Origin of the sequence: Eggerthella sinensis (genome assembly GCF_003339815.1) — a bacterium.
Lineage (GTDB): Bacteria > Actinomycetota > Coriobacteriia > Coriobacteriales > Eggerthellaceae > Eggerthella > Eggerthella sinensis.
Window position 1 is genome coordinate 39198 of record NZ_PPTT01000019.1, and the last position, 14104, is coordinate 53301.

Consider the following 14104-nt stretch of genomic DNA (forward strand, 5'->3'; position numbering starts at 1 on the left):
ACGGAACACCATGAGCGACCTTGCGAACCTGAAGCCGACCATCCGGCTCTCCATCATGAACCCGGACGCCGAGAGCGGCTCGCTGTTCGGCCGCGGCATTGCCAGCCTGTGCCTGGGCGTGCGCGAGACCGGCTCGCTCAACGCCGCTGCGAAGGGCATGGGCATGGCCTACAGCAAGGCCTGGCGCATCATCAAGGAGACGGAGGCGGCGCTTGACCTGCAGCTGCTCAACCGCGACGGCGCGCACGGCAGCGATCTGACCGACGCCGGCAACAAGCTACTGGACGCGTACCTGGCCATCGAGGAAAAGCTGCAGCGCGAGGCCGAGGAGCTGTTCAGCGACGTGCTGAAGTAACACCGTGTCATCCTTACGCGAGCGCACCCCGCGAAAGCTGCTGGGATTCAGATCGGGGAATCCTTGGAAGAGCTTGTGTGCGCTCGCGTTCTTCTGCCTGGTCTATCTCGTGTTCGTGCTCACGCTCATGCCGCCCGTCATGGCGGGCAACCAGGACCTGCTCGTGTACAAGGCCGTGCGCGCGGCGCTGTTCGCCATCGTGGTGCTGCCCATCCTCTTCTTCTCCGACTTCGCGTGGTGCAAACGCATCCCGTTCTTCTCGTCGCCGCGCTTGTCGCAGCGCGTGCTGGGCGTTGCCCTGCTCACCGTGCTGCTCGTGTGCTTGAGCGCGAACCTCACCTACCTGCATACGCCGGAATACCGCGCCGCCGCCACGCATCGGGCGGCGCTCGCGTTCGGCGTCGAGGAAGCGAACGTGCCCGCGCCGGAGGACGGCGCGGGCACGCGGGAGGGGTCGGACGGCGCGAGCGCACAGGAAGGGTCGGCCGCGGACGCGAGCGCGAACGGGGACGAAAGCCTGCGGAACGCCTGGGACGAGCGGCGCGAAGGCTGCGGGACGGACGACTAGCAGGCGCAAGCGGGAGCGGCTCCGTCGTGCGCGTCGAGCTCGAGCCACGCGGCGCACGCATCGATGAGCTGGACGTACGCATCGACCGGACCGCGCTGATGCGCAAGCTGGCCGAGCGTGGGCACCCAGCTGAGCAGGTGGCGCTTGAGGAACTCGTCGGCGAAGCGCCCGGCCGCCGCGCCCTTTTCGCCGCCCATCGCCTGCACGCGACGCAGGTGCGCCATGAAGGCGAGCTCGGCGGCGAGGTGATCGGGGCGCAGGGCGCCGACGAGCGGTTGGAACCCCTCGAGCGCGCGATGGTCGAAGCCGTACGTGCGGTAGCACGCCAGAACCTCGGTCATGCGCGGACCGTCCATGTGGCCCGGCTCGAGACGGCCGTGCTCGTCTTCCCGCGCGTCGAGGATGCAGCTCTCGATGGCGGGAAGGTAGAGCGGCGACACGCCGATGACGAAGCGGTCGTAGAAGCGCTGCTCAAGGTCGCCGACAGGCTCGGCGGCAGGTTGCGCTTCGCCGGCGCCTGCGGCAAGCAGCTGCGCGAGACACGTGCGCACCTCGTCGTCCGGCACGTTCACCAGACCCGTTGCGAACAGCGCGTAGATGGCGGCCGCGTCGGTGCGATCGTGGTTCATCGTCATTCCCCTCCCCTTCCTTTCCTTGCCTGCGGGCGCCCGGCGGCACCGGGCGCCCGCAGCGCGTGATTGCTAGAATGCCGCGCCGATCGACAGGCCCACCGCGGCCACGACGATGACGTAGCGCAGCGCGAATCCGCCGACGCACGCCGCCACGTAGCCCACGAGGCTGAGCGCGGTCACCTCATGGCGCGCGGCGCGCAGGCGCACGATGCCGGCTGCGAGCGGCACCGCGATGCCGCAGATCACCGCGCCAAGCCAGAACACGAGCGCGTTCGAGCCCGCCAGCATGCCCTGAACGGTGGCCGCCGCGGCCACGGCCCCCGCGTCTCCGCCCGTCGTGGCCGTCACGGCAAGCAGCACGACGAGGAAGAGCCCCACGAGCGCCGGAAGAGCGGCTTCGACCTTCGGCAGGAATCCGAGATCCTGCAGCTCATCGCGTGCAACGAAGTACGCCACCGCCGACACGAACGAGAAGCCCGTGAGCGCGGCCGAGCACACGAAGAGGAACGGCAGCACGGCGAGGTTCCACAGCGGATACGACACCGAGTACCCCAGCAGCACGCCCGTGTACGTGGCCACGCCGGCCGCGGCGACGATGCCCAGCACGTCGAGCACGCGCGGCACGTCCTTCTTGCACAGCTGCATGATCAGACTGATCACGCTGATCACGATAAAGAAGCTGAGGCAGAGCACGCCCCAGGTCATGGGCGAGCCCAGGTTCGTGATGAGGTAGAAGAACCGCAGCGGGTCGCCCAGGCCGGCCTTCGCGTCGATCATGAGCGTGAGCGCGCCGAGCGCCACGGCAACGGGGCCCACGATGGAGCCGATGAGCCTGACCTTCTTCGCGCCGCCTGGCGCCCATCCGGCCACGATGGAGAGCAGGAACGCCCCGGCGCCCAATCCGGCCAGGAACAAGTCGCATGCGACAACGCCATCCCATACCATCATGCTATTCCCCTCCTTCCAAATCCTGCAGCTTCACCGCAACGCGACCGCCGTGCAGCACCGACGATGACTTCGGCAGCGCGTTCGTCTCGGCAAGGCCCACGTAGCACGTGTTCGTCTCGATGCCCAGCTCGGGCAGCATGCTCTCGGCCTGCACCTTCGCCACCTTCTGCGCCACTTCGCTGTTCGGATCGTTCAGATCGCCGAACAGGCGGGCGTGGGTGGGGCAGTTGCCGGCGCACGCGGGCAGCAGGCCCTGCGACGTGCGGTTCACGCAGAACGTGCACTTCTCCACCTCGCCGGCCTCGTTCTGCCAGCGCACGGCGAAGGGGCACGCCGCCATGCAGTATTTGCAGCCGATGCAGCGATCCTGGTCGACCAGGATGAGGCCGTCGTCGTTGCGGTACGTGGCGCCCGTGGGGCACACGGCCAGGCAGGGAGCGTTGTCGCAGTGGTTGCACAGGTGCGGCACGTTCGCGCGCACCACCTGGGGATAGTCGCCCGCATCCCAGGTTTCGATCCAGGTGTTGAACTGCTTGATGGACAGCCCGTTCTCGAACTTGCACGCATTCACGCACGCGTGGCATCCGATGCACAGCGACACGTCGATCAACATGAAGGGCCGTTTGCCCGTTTTCGTTTCAGCTCGTTGCATGATTCACCCTCTATTCTTCTCATCTCATAGGTCCACAAAGGTCAGCGAGGGTTTCCGTGGTGCCCCAGATCGTGGGGAGGGCGAGGGCGAAGCATACTTCGGTATGCGAGCCCTCGGCCTCGCCGCGAGATGGGGTGCCACGGGAAGCCACAGCGTCGACCCGTTCCGGCGGTCGTCAGACCGACGGAACCACCAGCTTGAACATGCCGCCGTTGCGGCCTGGGGTTGATGCTTCAGGGTCGGAGAAGGCCAGGATGCCGCCTTCGCCCACCTGGGGGTCGAGCATCTGGCACAGCTGGACGCCCGTGTCGATGTCGGGGTTGCCGGGGACGGTCTCGTCGCCGACGGTGAGATCGGTGGAGCCGTAGGCATCCTGCGTGTAGCCGAACGAGATGCCGATGGTCCCGCGCGCCGTGCCGCCGCGCAGCATGGCCACGCCCTCCATCACGTCGCCCGAGGGGTTGATGGCCTGCACGGTTTCGCCATCCTCGATGCCTAGCTCACGCGCATCCTCGATGTTGATTTCCAGGTAGTTGTGCGGCGAGAGCTCGCGCAAGAGCGCGCTGTCGGACAACATGGTGACGCAGCGGAAGTACGGCTTGTGGCTGGCGGCGGCGAAGGGATACTCGTCGCGGGAGTAGACGTCGGCGATGGGCGTGCCGTCGCTGAACACCTCTTCGTGCCAGCCGAGCGCGCCCTCGTAGAATTCGCCCGTGTAGTGGCTCTTCACCGAGCCGCGCTCCTCGGAGTAGAAGTTCACCATGTAGGCGCCGGAGTACGTCTGGCGACCCTGCGCGTCGAAGGTGTCGGCTTCGGGCCAGGTGCGGCATCCGCGGCTGAGCAGGCGTTGCACCTTCGGCCACTCTTCGGCCGTGACGGCCTTCTTCCACGCATCGGGCAGGGTGTCGAGGGCCTGCATCTTGATTTCCTCGTCGGACAGGTCGTCGATGATGCCGTCCTCGTAGGCGATGTTCGCCAGCGCCTTCACGTAGTAGTCGCACGCGTCGTTGTACGGCGCGAGCTCGCCCGTTGCGGACAGCAGCGCCTTGTCGCCGTAGCCGGGCAGCTCGAGCTTGCGCCCGACGTCGCAGAGGAAGGCGTCGAAGCTGGCGTGGCGGCCGTCGTCGAGCTTCATCGACTTCGGTTCGACCATGGGCCACTGGAGGAAGTTGCCCTTGTGGCCCCACCATGCGGCGTGCTGCGAGATGCCGAAGTGCTCGCGGTACATGGTGTCGGGCACGATGTAGTCGGCCATGTGGGCGAACGTGCCCTCCACCACGTCGCAGCAGATGGCGAGCGGGATGATGTCGGGGTCCTTGAAGGCTTCCATCACCTCGTCGCGCATGGCGCCCGGCGTGGCCTTGATGGGGTTGCACTGCCACGTGAGCAGGATTTTCGCCTTGTGCGGATAGCCGTTGGCAAGCGAGAGCACCATCTGGTTGTCGGAGGTGCCCACGCCGCCGGGATACCACGGCAGCAGCGGCTTGGGGTTCTTCTCGCCGGCGGCGATGCGACGCGCGTACTCGCTCGTGTCTTCCCAGGCGAAGCCCGTGCGGTCGACGCGCGCGTCGGGCTTGTCCTTCGGCATGCCCTCGGCCTTGCTCAAAAGGTAGCGGTCGCCGTTGCCGGGGCCGACGACGCCCACGAACGTGGAGATGAGGCTGCCCTTCATGCAGAGGGCGCCCGTGAGGCCGGCCAACGTGGAGAAGCAGCTGGTGGCGTCGGTGCCGTTCGCGGACGTGACGCCGCCCGCGCCGTTGACGGACGACTTCGTGCCGTGGGCGACGAATTCGCTCGCCACGTCTTCGATGACCTCGACCGGCACGTCGCAGGCCTGGGAGTACTCTTCGATGGTGTGCGCGTTCGCGCTGTCCTTGATGAAGAGGTAGGCCGTGCGCACCTTCACGCCGTTGACCTCGCCCTCCCATTCCATGAGGCCCTTGTCGCTGTCGAGGCTGACGGCGGGCTGCTTCGTGGCGGCGTCGATGCACACGTACTGCTCCTCGAAGGCGTTCTCCTTCTCGGATTCGGGCAGGCCCGCGTCCTCGGGATGCATCATGTGGCGGTAGTTCGGGTGCTGCTCGTCGACGATGACGAGGTGCGTGGCGTTCGTGCACGCGTTGAAGCCGAGCTTGACCGCCTGAGGCAGGTTCGGGGCGGACATGAAGTCTTCGTTGTACTTCTTGTTGTCGATGATCCACCTGATCATGCCCATGGTGAGCGCCGAGTTCGTGGCCGGCTTGATGGGGTACCACACGGCGTTGTCCTGCGCCGGGGTGACCACGCCGTTGCCGAGGTTCGGGTCGAACACGACGATCTTCGCCTGCTTGTTCTCGATGGTGGATGCGACGCGCTTGAGGTCGCTCATCACGGAGCCGCCGTTCGCGCCGGGGAACGTGCCCATCCAGATGGCGTACTCGTTGAACTCGGCGTCGATGCCGAGGTCGTCGCCGTCGCCGGACTGGTAGGGGTAGACGCCCTTCGCACCGTAGCAGGACGAGTGGTGCGAATACTTGTTGGCGCTGCCGTACATGCTGAGGAAGCGCGTGGACGTCTGGCCGCGGCCGTCGGTGCGCCCGCCGCAGTAGATGAGGCCGTTCGCCTTCGAGCCGAACTCGGGCGCGTCTGGCACGAGCGGCGTGTCGAAGTCGCGCACGGCGCGGAAGCCTTCGATCTCGCGATCTTCGCCGATGTCCTTGAACAGCTTGCCGCCCTCGACCACCTCGTTGATGAGCTGATCCCAGCTGATGGGCTGCCATTTGCCCTCGCCGCGCTTGCCAGCGCGCTTGAGCGGCGTGGTGATGCGGTACGAGTTCAGATAGACGTCGAGCGCGCCGAGCGAGCGGCCGCAGCACGTGGCCGCGCCCGTCTGCTTCGTGGGCGACTGCGTCATAGTACGGTAGGCCTCGGTCAGCGGCTCGTCGAACGGCAGCACCGGATAGGCGTTGCACGGGTTGTACGGGTTGCCGCCCTGCGCGAGGATCTCGCGCGACTCGCGATCGAGCTTGAGGCGCACGCCGCACATGGCGTAGCACCCCACGCAGTTGCTGTACCGCACGATGACCTCGTCGTTGATTTTGAGGTCATCGGTTTTCGGGTCGTACGTGGCCTCCAACTTGCGTCCGCGACCCGACACCGGAAACTCCGGATCGACCGGAGCCGCCTCAGCCGCTTCGGCGTTGCTTGGCAGTCCCAACCCCGCAAGCGCCGCGGCGCCCGCGAGACCGGACAGCTGCGCGAACCGCCTTCTCGACATATCCATGATTCCCATAACGTTCCCCCTCTTCTCCTCTCATGCTTATACCACGGCTCCCAGCTTACGCAGCTGCCCTCCGGCGCGCATCGGTACGATTGAATGGATAGGGGCTCAACGAGGCGCAGAGCATCATTGGAAGTCAATGATTTTCATTCGCCGAGTTCAGAGCGTTGCAGGTGACAGGCTTTTCCGGGCGGCCGCATTCGATATAGGGTAAAATCGAACCGAGGGATAGCGGGAACGCGAGCCGGGGGAGGGCATGCATGGCTGAAACACGGAATCCGTCCGTGCTGGAACCTATCAGGCTTATCATCGCCTCGAGCGCGCGGCGCCGCGCGCTTGCCGCGTTCGTCATCCTGTACGCCTGGGAGTACCTCGCTTTCTTCTCGAGCGCGCTCACGAAAGGGTCGTGCGTGCTGAGCCCGAGCCTTCCCGAGCAATGCTGGGGCGCGGCGGGACTGGCCTTGGCGCTGAGCGCGGCCGCGCTGTTCGCCCGCCGGCGCTCGAAGCCGCTGCGTTTCTCCCGCACGGTGTACCTGCTGGCCGCCGTGCTCATGGGCGCGTGCTGCCTGGGCATTTGGGCGCTGTACACGTACAACGTGCTGCCCGACGCCCTCCCCTTCGCCTGCGCCGGGCTCATCGGCCTCATGCTGCCGCTCATGTACCTGTACCGCATCGACCATTTCCCCGAGCTGGACGCGTCGTTTCTGGGCACGTTCTTCGGCCTCGTGTCGGTGTTCGCGCTGCTCGTGTACCTCGTGTTCATCATGCTGCCCACGCTCTGCGCCGTGCTGTTTTGCACGGTGGCGCCGGTGGCCTTCGTGCTCATGAGCTCCGACCTGCCCGAGCTGGAACAGGAGGCGGACGATGAGGAGCGGGGCGAGAACCGCGGCCGCAGTGCGGCGAAGCAGGGCGAGCGCGGGGCGTCTTTCCCGGTGAAGCCGATGCTGCTGAACTACGCGAGCGCGTTCATCCTCATCGTGTGGCTGAACTTCGCGTTCTTCCGGGTGATTGCCGCGCCGTGGGACTTCGAGTCGCGTTCGTGGTACTCGCCGTCGGTGTTCGTCACCACGCTGCTGGTGACGCTGACGTTGTTCCTGTTCATCCGCAAGACGGCCACGCGCAAGCACCAACGGGGACAGGCGCGCTTCGCCATCGTGGTGTTCGCGGTGAGCTACCTCATTCTGTACGTGCGGTTCTACAGCCCGCTGCTTGCCACCATCGCGTTTTCGTTCTGCTTCGCGTGCATGATTGCCCTCGAGGCGCTGGCCTGGAGCTTTTGGTACCAGGCCGTCAAGCACGACCGGCGGTTCGCGGCGATGCCGCTGCTCATCTACCTCATGGCGAAAGGTGCGGGCATTTTCACGGGCGTGATGCTGGGCGAGCAGTCGTGCCTGATCACCGACGGCATCATTCCGGTCACGGCACCGCTGTTCTTCCTCGTGGTGCTGTTCGCGGTGGGCATGGCCATCAAGCTGGAAGACTTCGACAAGCTGTTCATCGGCAGCGGCGGCGAGGCGCGACCGTTGCAGGGGTACGAGACGGACTTCGGGCGGCTCGTGATTGCGGATGCGATCGAGCCGGCGGACGGGAGTGCGGCGGGTGCGGCGCATGGCGGCGCCGGAGCGGGGGGCACGGCGGGCGCCGGCGCGGCGCCGATGCGCACGGACAACGCGGTGGATGCGCTGGCGGAGCGCTACGCCCTGTCGCCGCGCGAGACTGACGTGGCGCGCCTGCTGCTGGCGGGTCGAAACCGCCCCTACATCAAGGATGCGCTGTTCATTTCGACAGGAACGGTGAACTCGCACATCTCGAGCATCTACCGCAAGACCGAGGTGAACTCGCAGCAGGAGCTGATCTCACTCGCGGAGAGCATGGGCGATGCGCGGACGGACGCCGGGGACGCGGGGCCGTCGGAGGGGCAGCGCGGCTAGCGGAAGAACAGCGTCCCTAGCGGTCGCGGTAGTAGCGGACGACGAGCTGCGTGCGGTTCTTGAGGTCGAGCTTTTGCAGGATGGCGCTGATATGGTTGCGCACCGTGCCCTCGCTCAGGTACAGCTTCGCCGCGATCTCCTTGTTGTCGAGGCCTTCGGCCACGAGCTCCACGATGGCGCGCTCGCGCTCGGTGAGGTCGTCGTTCAGTTCGCTCGCGGCCGCCGGAGCGGGAGGCGCGGCCGCGGCCCCACGGTGCACGAGCGCGTCCATACGATCGAGCACCTCGCTGCCGAGCACGCTCTGACCGGCCATGACGGTGCGCAGCGCCGGCGCGATGGTGGCCACTTCCTGCTTGATGAGGTAGCCTTTCGCCCCGAGGCGCAGCGCGCGCACGATGTACTCGTCGTCGGAGAACGTGGTGAGGAACACGATGCGCGCCGACGGGTGCGCGGCGAGGATGCGCTCCGCCGCGTCGAGGCCGGCCGAGCCGGGCATCTGGATGTCCATGAGCAGGACGTCGGGGCGTTCGCGCTCGAACAGCTCCGCCGCCTCGTCGCCGTCGCCGCCGAGGGCGCACACCTCCACGTCGTCCTGCGCTTCGAGGATGGTTTGCAGCGACATCCGCACGAACGGGTCGTCGTCGACGATGAGCGTCCTGATCATGACTTCTCCTTCGGAATGGTGGCGAACACGCGGAAGCCCTTGCGGTAGCCGGTGCGCAGCCGGCCGCCGAGGGCGCTCACGCGCTCGTCCATGGTTTGCAGGCCGATGCCGCCCGACGCCGCGATGCCGCCCGAGGCGACGCGCTGCTCCCCCGCTTCGCGCGAGCCGTTGTCCTGCACGATGAGCTGGTAGAGCGCCGGGTATTCGATGACCGACACGTCGATGCGCGTGGCGTCGCTGTGCTTCGCCACGTTCGACAGCGCCTCGCGCACGACGGCCACCATGCCGTAGGCCACGGGCAGCGGGATGTCCTGCACGTCGTACACGAGCCGCACGCCATCGAGACCGCAGGTGCCGATGACTCCTTCGAGGCGAGCGCGCAGGTCGAAGGCGTCGTCGTGCAGGTCGTGCACGCTTTTGCGCACGGTGTCCATGGCCTCGTGCAGCGTGGCGCCCACCCCGGCAAGCTCGCCGCGCACGCGCTCGTCGTTGGCGTGCACCACCTGCAGCGCCTCCACCTGCAACACCGATCGCGTGAGCAGGTGGCCCACGTTGTCGTGGATTTCGCGCGCGATGCGGCTGCGCTCGGACAGCGTGGCCAGGCGCACTTCGTAGTCTTGCGAGGCCATGAGCTGGCGGTTCTTCTCCACAAGCGAGAGCGAGGCTTCCTGCTGCTCGTCGCGCAGCGAGCGGTAGCGGCCGCGTTCGTCCTCCATGCGGCGCGTGCGCCACGCCATGAGACAGGCGACGGCGCTCAGCACCGCAACCACTCCCACCAGCAGCGCGTCCTGCGTGCGCAGCGCGGCCGCCAACGGGACGATCCAGCTGAAGCGGACGAGCCGGAAGCGCTCGCCGTACAGCACGTAGGCAATCGGGGGCGTGAACAGCGAGAACGCAGGCACGAGCAGCGCGACCGCGAGGTATGCCGCAGCGGCAACCAGGCGCAGGCGGCGGCGCGGGAACGCGTCGAAGCAGCACACCACCACGATGGCGCACAGCAGCGCGGCAACGTGCACGCTGACGAACGCGGTGAACGGCAGCAACAGCAGGCACAGCGCGGTGAGAATGATTTCGTCGACAACTCGATCCATGGCACCCAGTATAGCCGGGCGCGCACGGCGGCGGCGCTGAAGTTGCGCAAAAGCCGCCGCGCGATCAGGTTCGTGACATTTGTCATGGGAGGACGGCGAACCGGTGACGGCGCACACTTCCGCGGTGCGGCGCGGGCGGGCATGATGTATACGAACCGGAATCGCGGAGGTAACGCCCGCTTACAAGGAGGAGCCATGGATATCGTAGCCGTCGACAACTTGGTCAAGCGCTACAACGAGGTGCTCGCGCTCGATCACTTCAACCTGCACATCGAGCCGGGCGAGATATTCGGCCTGCTGGGGCCGAACGGCTCGGGCAAGACCACCGCCATCAACTGCATCCTGCAACTGCTGACGTTCGACAAGGGCACCATCGAGCTGTTCGGCCAGCCCATGCGCCCGTCGAGCTACGATTTGAAGCGGCGCATCGGCATCGTGCCGCAGAACGTGGCCGTGTTCGAAGAGCTCACCGTGCGCGAGAACATCGACTATTTCTGCGCGTTGTACGTGAGCGACCGGGCACGCCGCCGCGACCTTGTGGACGAGGCCATCGCGTTCGTGGGGCTGGAGGACTACACGAAGTTCCGCCCGCGCAAGCTGTCGGGCGGCCTGCTGCGCCGCCTGAACATCGCGTGCGGCATCGCGCACAAGCCCGAGCTCATCTTCTTCGACGAGCCCACCGTGGCCGTCGACCCGCAGAGCCGCAACGCCATCCTCGAGGGCATTCAGGAAATGAACCGTCAGGGCTCCACCGTGGTGTACACGAGCCACTACATGGAAGAGGTTGAGGAAATCTGCACGCGCATCATGATCATGGATCACGGGCAGGCGCTTGCCACTGGCACGAACGCTGAGCTGAAGGCCATGATTGGCACGGGCGAGAAAATCCAGATCGACGCGCCGGAGCTGGGCGACGTGACGCTTGCGCACCTCGACGCGCTGCCGCACGTCACCCGCGCGCTGTATCGCGAGGGCACGCTTGAGCTGGCGTGCCAGAACGGCACGCACAACTTGAGCGACGTGCTGGCCGTGCTGCAGCGCGACGGCGTGCCGTTCGGCCGCATCTACGCCGAACCGCCCACGCTGAACGACGTGTTCCTGGAGATCACCGGCACCGAGCTGCGCGACTAGCGGAGATAAGGCGGTTATCATGCTCAACGTTTTCAAGGGGGCCCTGCTCACGCTCGTGCGCGAGAAGGCCGTTTTCATCTGGTCGTTGGCGTTCCCCCTCATCCTTGCAACCATGTTCGTGTTCATGTTCTCCAATCTGGACGACACCGGGCAGTTCGAACCCATTCCCACGGTGGTGGTGACGGACGCAAACTACGACGACGCCACCGGGTTCGCCGACATGATCGACACGCTGGCGGAGGCGGGCGACGATCAGATGCTCGACGTGACGTACGTCGGCACCGAGCAGGAAGCGCGCACCATGCTGGAAGCCGGCTCCGAGGAAGGCGGCGGCACGTACAGCGGTCAGGCGAGCGAAGGCATCGTGGGGTATCTGACGATCGACGCCGACGGCATGCCGACCGTGCACGTGAAAGCCGGCACGACGCCCGAGTCGGTGGACAACGTGAACCAATCCATCTTGAAGGCCATCTCAGACGGGTACGTGCGCAATGCGGCGCTCATCAAGGACGTGGCGGCCACGAATCCCGCCGCGCTGGCCGACCCTGCGGCCGTCGAGAAGCTGCTCGATGCGGGCGACATGACGGAGAAGATCGATGTCACGCACAACCCGCCGAAGGAGTCGGTGCGCTTCTACTTCGCGCTGCTGGGCATGGCTGCCCTGTTCGGAGGCCAGATCGGCATGATCGCCATCTGCCTCACGCAGCCGAACCTGAGCGCGCTGGGCGCACGGCGCGCCGTGGGAGCGCTGAGCCGCGCGAAGACGCTCGCGGCGACGCTTGCGGCAAGCTGGGTGCTTACGTTCGCCTGCATCGTCATCGCGTTTCTGTACATCCGCTTCGTCGCCGGCGTGGATTTCGGCGGACGCGACGCAGCCTGCATCGGCGTGATTGCCGCGGCAGCGCTTGTGGCCACGGCGTTCGGCACGCTGCTGGGATCGCTGCCGAAGATCAACGAGGGCGTGAAGGGCGGCTTGCTGTCCGGCATCGTGTGCTTCGCCTCGCTGTTCGCCGGGCTGTACGGCACCCCTACGATGAAGCTGTCGGACACCATCAACGCGGCCGTGCCGGCGGCGCAGCTGGTGAACCCGGCGGTGCAGATCTCGCAATCGTTCTACAGCATCATGTACTACGACACCTACCAGCGCACGATCGAGCATGTGGTGATTTTGCTGGTCATGGCCGCCGTGCTGTTCGCGGCATCGGCCCTTTTCATCAGGAGGCAGCGCTATGCAAGTCTTTAAGACCGCCGTCAAAACGGTGCTGCGGCACCCCATGTACCTCCTCGTGTACGCCGTGTTCCTCAGCTTCATGGGGGTGTTCATCGCGAGCGGGCTCACCTTCGGCGGACTCGACGACAGCGAGTACACGCCGTACGAGACGAAGTACTCCGTCATCGATCGCGACGACAGCGCGTTCTCGCAGGGGCTTGCGGCGTTCCTCGCCGAGCACGGCACCGAGGTGCCCCTCGAGGACACCGAAATCGCCCTGCAGGATGCCGCTGCCTTGGGGCAGAGCTCGTACACGCTCATCATCCCCGAGGGGTACGGCGAGGCGTTCGTCGAGGCGGCCCGGGCTGGCGACGATGCGCCGACGCTCGATACCGTGTACAGCTACTACTCCGTCGAGGGCAACCTGATGGATCAGAACGTGGGCGAGTACCTGGGCATCGCACGCGCCTACGCCGGGCTTGCCGGCGACGCGTCGATGAGCGCCATCGTGAACCATGCCGACGACGTCATGCGGGAGTCGGCGCAGGTGGAAAGCGTGCAGGTGGGCGGAAGCTCGTCCGAGGCGCAGCGCTTCGTGTTCTTCCTGCAATGGGGCACGTACACGCTGTTCGCGTCCATCATCGTATGCGTGGGCGTGCTGATGACCGCCCTCAACCGCACCGATCTGCGGCGCCGCAACCTCGCATCGCCGCTGCCCACCCTCTCGTACGGCGCGCAGGTGGGAGCCGCCAGCTTCCTGGTCATGGTGGCGGTGTGGCTGTGGACGATCTGTCTGGGCCTCACCGTGTTCCACGACGCGGTGGCACAGATCAGCGGCACGGGGCTTGCGCTTATGATCCTCGCTTCGTTCGTGTTCGCCACCATCCCTCTTTCGGTGGGGTACCTGTTGGGGCAGCTGGGCGTGGGCGAGTTCGCCAGCAACGCTCTGGGCAACATCTTAGGGATGGTCATCTCGTTTCTGGGCGGGGCTTGGATCTCGTTCGACCTGCTCGACCCCTCCGTGCAGGCGCTTGCGCACTTCTCGCCGGCGTACTGGTACACGAACGCGCTGCAAAGCGCGGCAGATATGACGGCGGCAACGCCCGAGGCCCTGATGCCGGTGCTGGGCAACCTGGGCGTGATGCTGCTGTTCACCGTGGCGATATTCGCGGTGGCGCTGGTGGCGGGGCGCCTGCGCGTGCAAAGCTCCGAAGCCGGCGGCAACGCCGGGGCCGCGCGAGCGTAGAGCTTGGTCAGGAGGCGCATCCGACGGATTTGTCGGATGCGCTTTTTTTCGGGCGCCCGGGTTTCGGCGGGTTGTCCAGACGCTCCTTCACGCTCCACAGGTACACGTAGTTGTCGCGCCCGCACTTCTTGGATGCGAGCTGGCCCGAGCACACCATCTGGCGCACGCGCGCGTCGCTGACGCCAAGCATGGAGGCCGCCATTCTCGTCGTGAGCAGCCCGCGCTCAGTATCGACGTCGACGGAGATGGCCACCAACCGGCCCTCGTGCTCCTCGGGATACGTCGGTTTCGGCAGCGGCTTGTCGAGCTGCAGGTAGTCGTCGATGAGCAGCCACAGCACCTCCGACGCCATCTTCGCCGCATCCTCCATGTCGTCGCCGCACGTGTATCCGTTGTCGAAATCGATGAACTGCAATG

At 66.3% G+C, this 14104-nt stretch carries 13 protein-coding genes; 6 read left to right on the forward strand and 7 right to left on the reverse strand.

Features of this window, described 5'->3' with window-relative positions:
- Positions 1-10: 10 nt before the first annotated feature.
- Both C1876_RS11215 and C1876_RS11220 read left to right on the forward strand, forming a co-directional pair.
- Positions 11-355 carry a winged helix-turn-helix domain-containing protein gene (locus tag C1876_RS11215; RefSeq protein ID WP_114546821.1) on the forward strand — a complete coding sequence of 115 codons (345 nt, stop codon included), beginning with the start codon at positions 11-13 and terminating at the stop codon, positions 353-355.
- Positions 356-428: 73 nt separating this feature from the next.
- The gene (locus C1876_RS11220; protein ID WP_114546822.1) at positions 429-923 is read left to right on the forward strand and encodes a hypothetical protein; all 495 of its coding nucleotides are present in this window, start codon (positions 429-431) and stop codon (positions 921-923) included.
- Here C1876_RS11220 and C1876_RS11225 read toward each other — a convergent pair.
- From C1876_RS11225 to C1876_RS11245, 4 genes are all read right to left on the reverse strand, one after another.
- The gene (locus C1876_RS11225; RefSeq protein ID WP_114546823.1) at positions 920-1558 is read right to left on the reverse strand and encodes a TorD/DmsD family molecular chaperone; all 639 of its coding nucleotides are present in this window, start codon (positions 1556-1558) and stop codon (positions 920-922) included. The two genes, C1876_RS11220 and C1876_RS11225, sit on opposite strands and share 4 nt — an antisense overlap.
- A gap of 66 nt (positions 1559-1624) precedes the next feature.
- The gene (gene nrfD / locus C1876_RS11230) at positions 1625-2503 is read right to left on the reverse strand and encodes an NrfD/PsrC family molybdoenzyme membrane anchor subunit (protein WP_114546824.1); all 879 of its coding nucleotides are present in this window, start codon (positions 2501-2503) and stop codon (positions 1625-1627) included.
- A 1-nt stretch (position 2504) separates the two neighbouring features.
- Complete coding sequence (locus C1876_RS11235; RefSeq protein WP_114546825.1) at positions 2505-3155, reverse strand: 4Fe-4S dicluster domain-containing protein; 651 nt, start codon at positions 3153-3155, stop codon at positions 2505-2507.
- A gap of 175 nt (positions 3156-3330) precedes the next feature.
- Positions 3331-6426 (reverse strand): molybdopterin-dependent oxidoreductase, encoded by a 3096-nt coding sequence (locus C1876_RS11245; RefSeq protein ID WP_114546826.1) that lies wholly within the window; start codon positions 6424-6426, stop codon positions 3331-3333.
- A gap of 248 nt (positions 6427-6674) precedes the next feature.
- Here C1876_RS11245 and C1876_RS11250 point away from each other — a divergent pair, with 248 nt between their 5' ends.
- Positions 6675-8345 (forward strand): response regulator transcription factor, encoded by a 1671-nt coding sequence (locus tag C1876_RS11250; RefSeq protein ID WP_244910115.1) that lies wholly within the window; start codon positions 6675-6677, stop codon positions 8343-8345.
- A 16-nt stretch (positions 8346-8361) separates the two neighbouring features.
- Here the strand turns inward: C1876_RS11250 and C1876_RS11255 are convergent, their stop codons facing one another.
- Together C1876_RS11255 and C1876_RS11260 are read right to left on the reverse strand one after the other, a co-directional pair.
- On the reverse strand, positions 8362-9009 hold the full coding sequence (locus tag C1876_RS11255; protein ID WP_114546827.1) for a response regulator transcription factor: 648 nt from the start codon (positions 9007-9009) through the stop codon (positions 8362-8364).
- Entirely contained in the window at positions 9006-10100 is a 1095-nt protein-coding gene (locus C1876_RS11260) for a sensor histidine kinase (protein WP_114546828.1), read from the reverse strand. The genes C1876_RS11255 and C1876_RS11260 overlap by 4 nt, the downstream gene beginning before the upstream one ends.
- A gap of 195 nt (positions 10101-10295) precedes the next feature.
- Between C1876_RS11260 and C1876_RS11265 the strand changes: the two genes are divergently transcribed.
- The 3 genes from C1876_RS11265 to C1876_RS11275 are packed head-to-tail and all read left to right on the forward strand — an operon-like array spanning position 10296 to position 13687.
- A complete protein-coding gene (locus tag C1876_RS11265) occupies positions 10296-11231 on the forward strand; it encodes an ABC transporter ATP-binding protein (protein ID WP_114546829.1) in 936 nt (311 codons plus the stop codon).
- Between the two features lie 19 nt (positions 11232-11250).
- Positions 11251-12474 carry an ABC transporter permease gene (locus tag C1876_RS11270; RefSeq protein ID WP_114546830.1) on the forward strand — a complete coding sequence of 408 codons (1224 nt, stop codon included), beginning with the start codon at positions 11251-11253 and terminating at the stop codon, positions 12472-12474.
- Positions 12461-13687 (forward strand): ABC transporter permease, encoded by a 1227-nt coding sequence (locus C1876_RS11275; RefSeq protein ID WP_114546831.1) that lies wholly within the window; start codon positions 12461-12463, stop codon positions 13685-13687. Before C1876_RS11270 ends, C1876_RS11275 begins: the two co-directional genes overlap by 14 nt.
- Before the next feature lie 7 nt (positions 13688-13694).
- Here C1876_RS11275 and C1876_RS11280 read toward each other — a convergent pair whose 3' ends face one another.
- Complete coding sequence (locus tag C1876_RS11280) at positions 13695-14102, reverse strand: HicB family protein (protein WP_114546832.1); 408 nt, start codon at positions 14100-14102, stop codon at positions 13695-13697.
- Positions 14103-14104 lie beyond the last annotated feature (2 nt).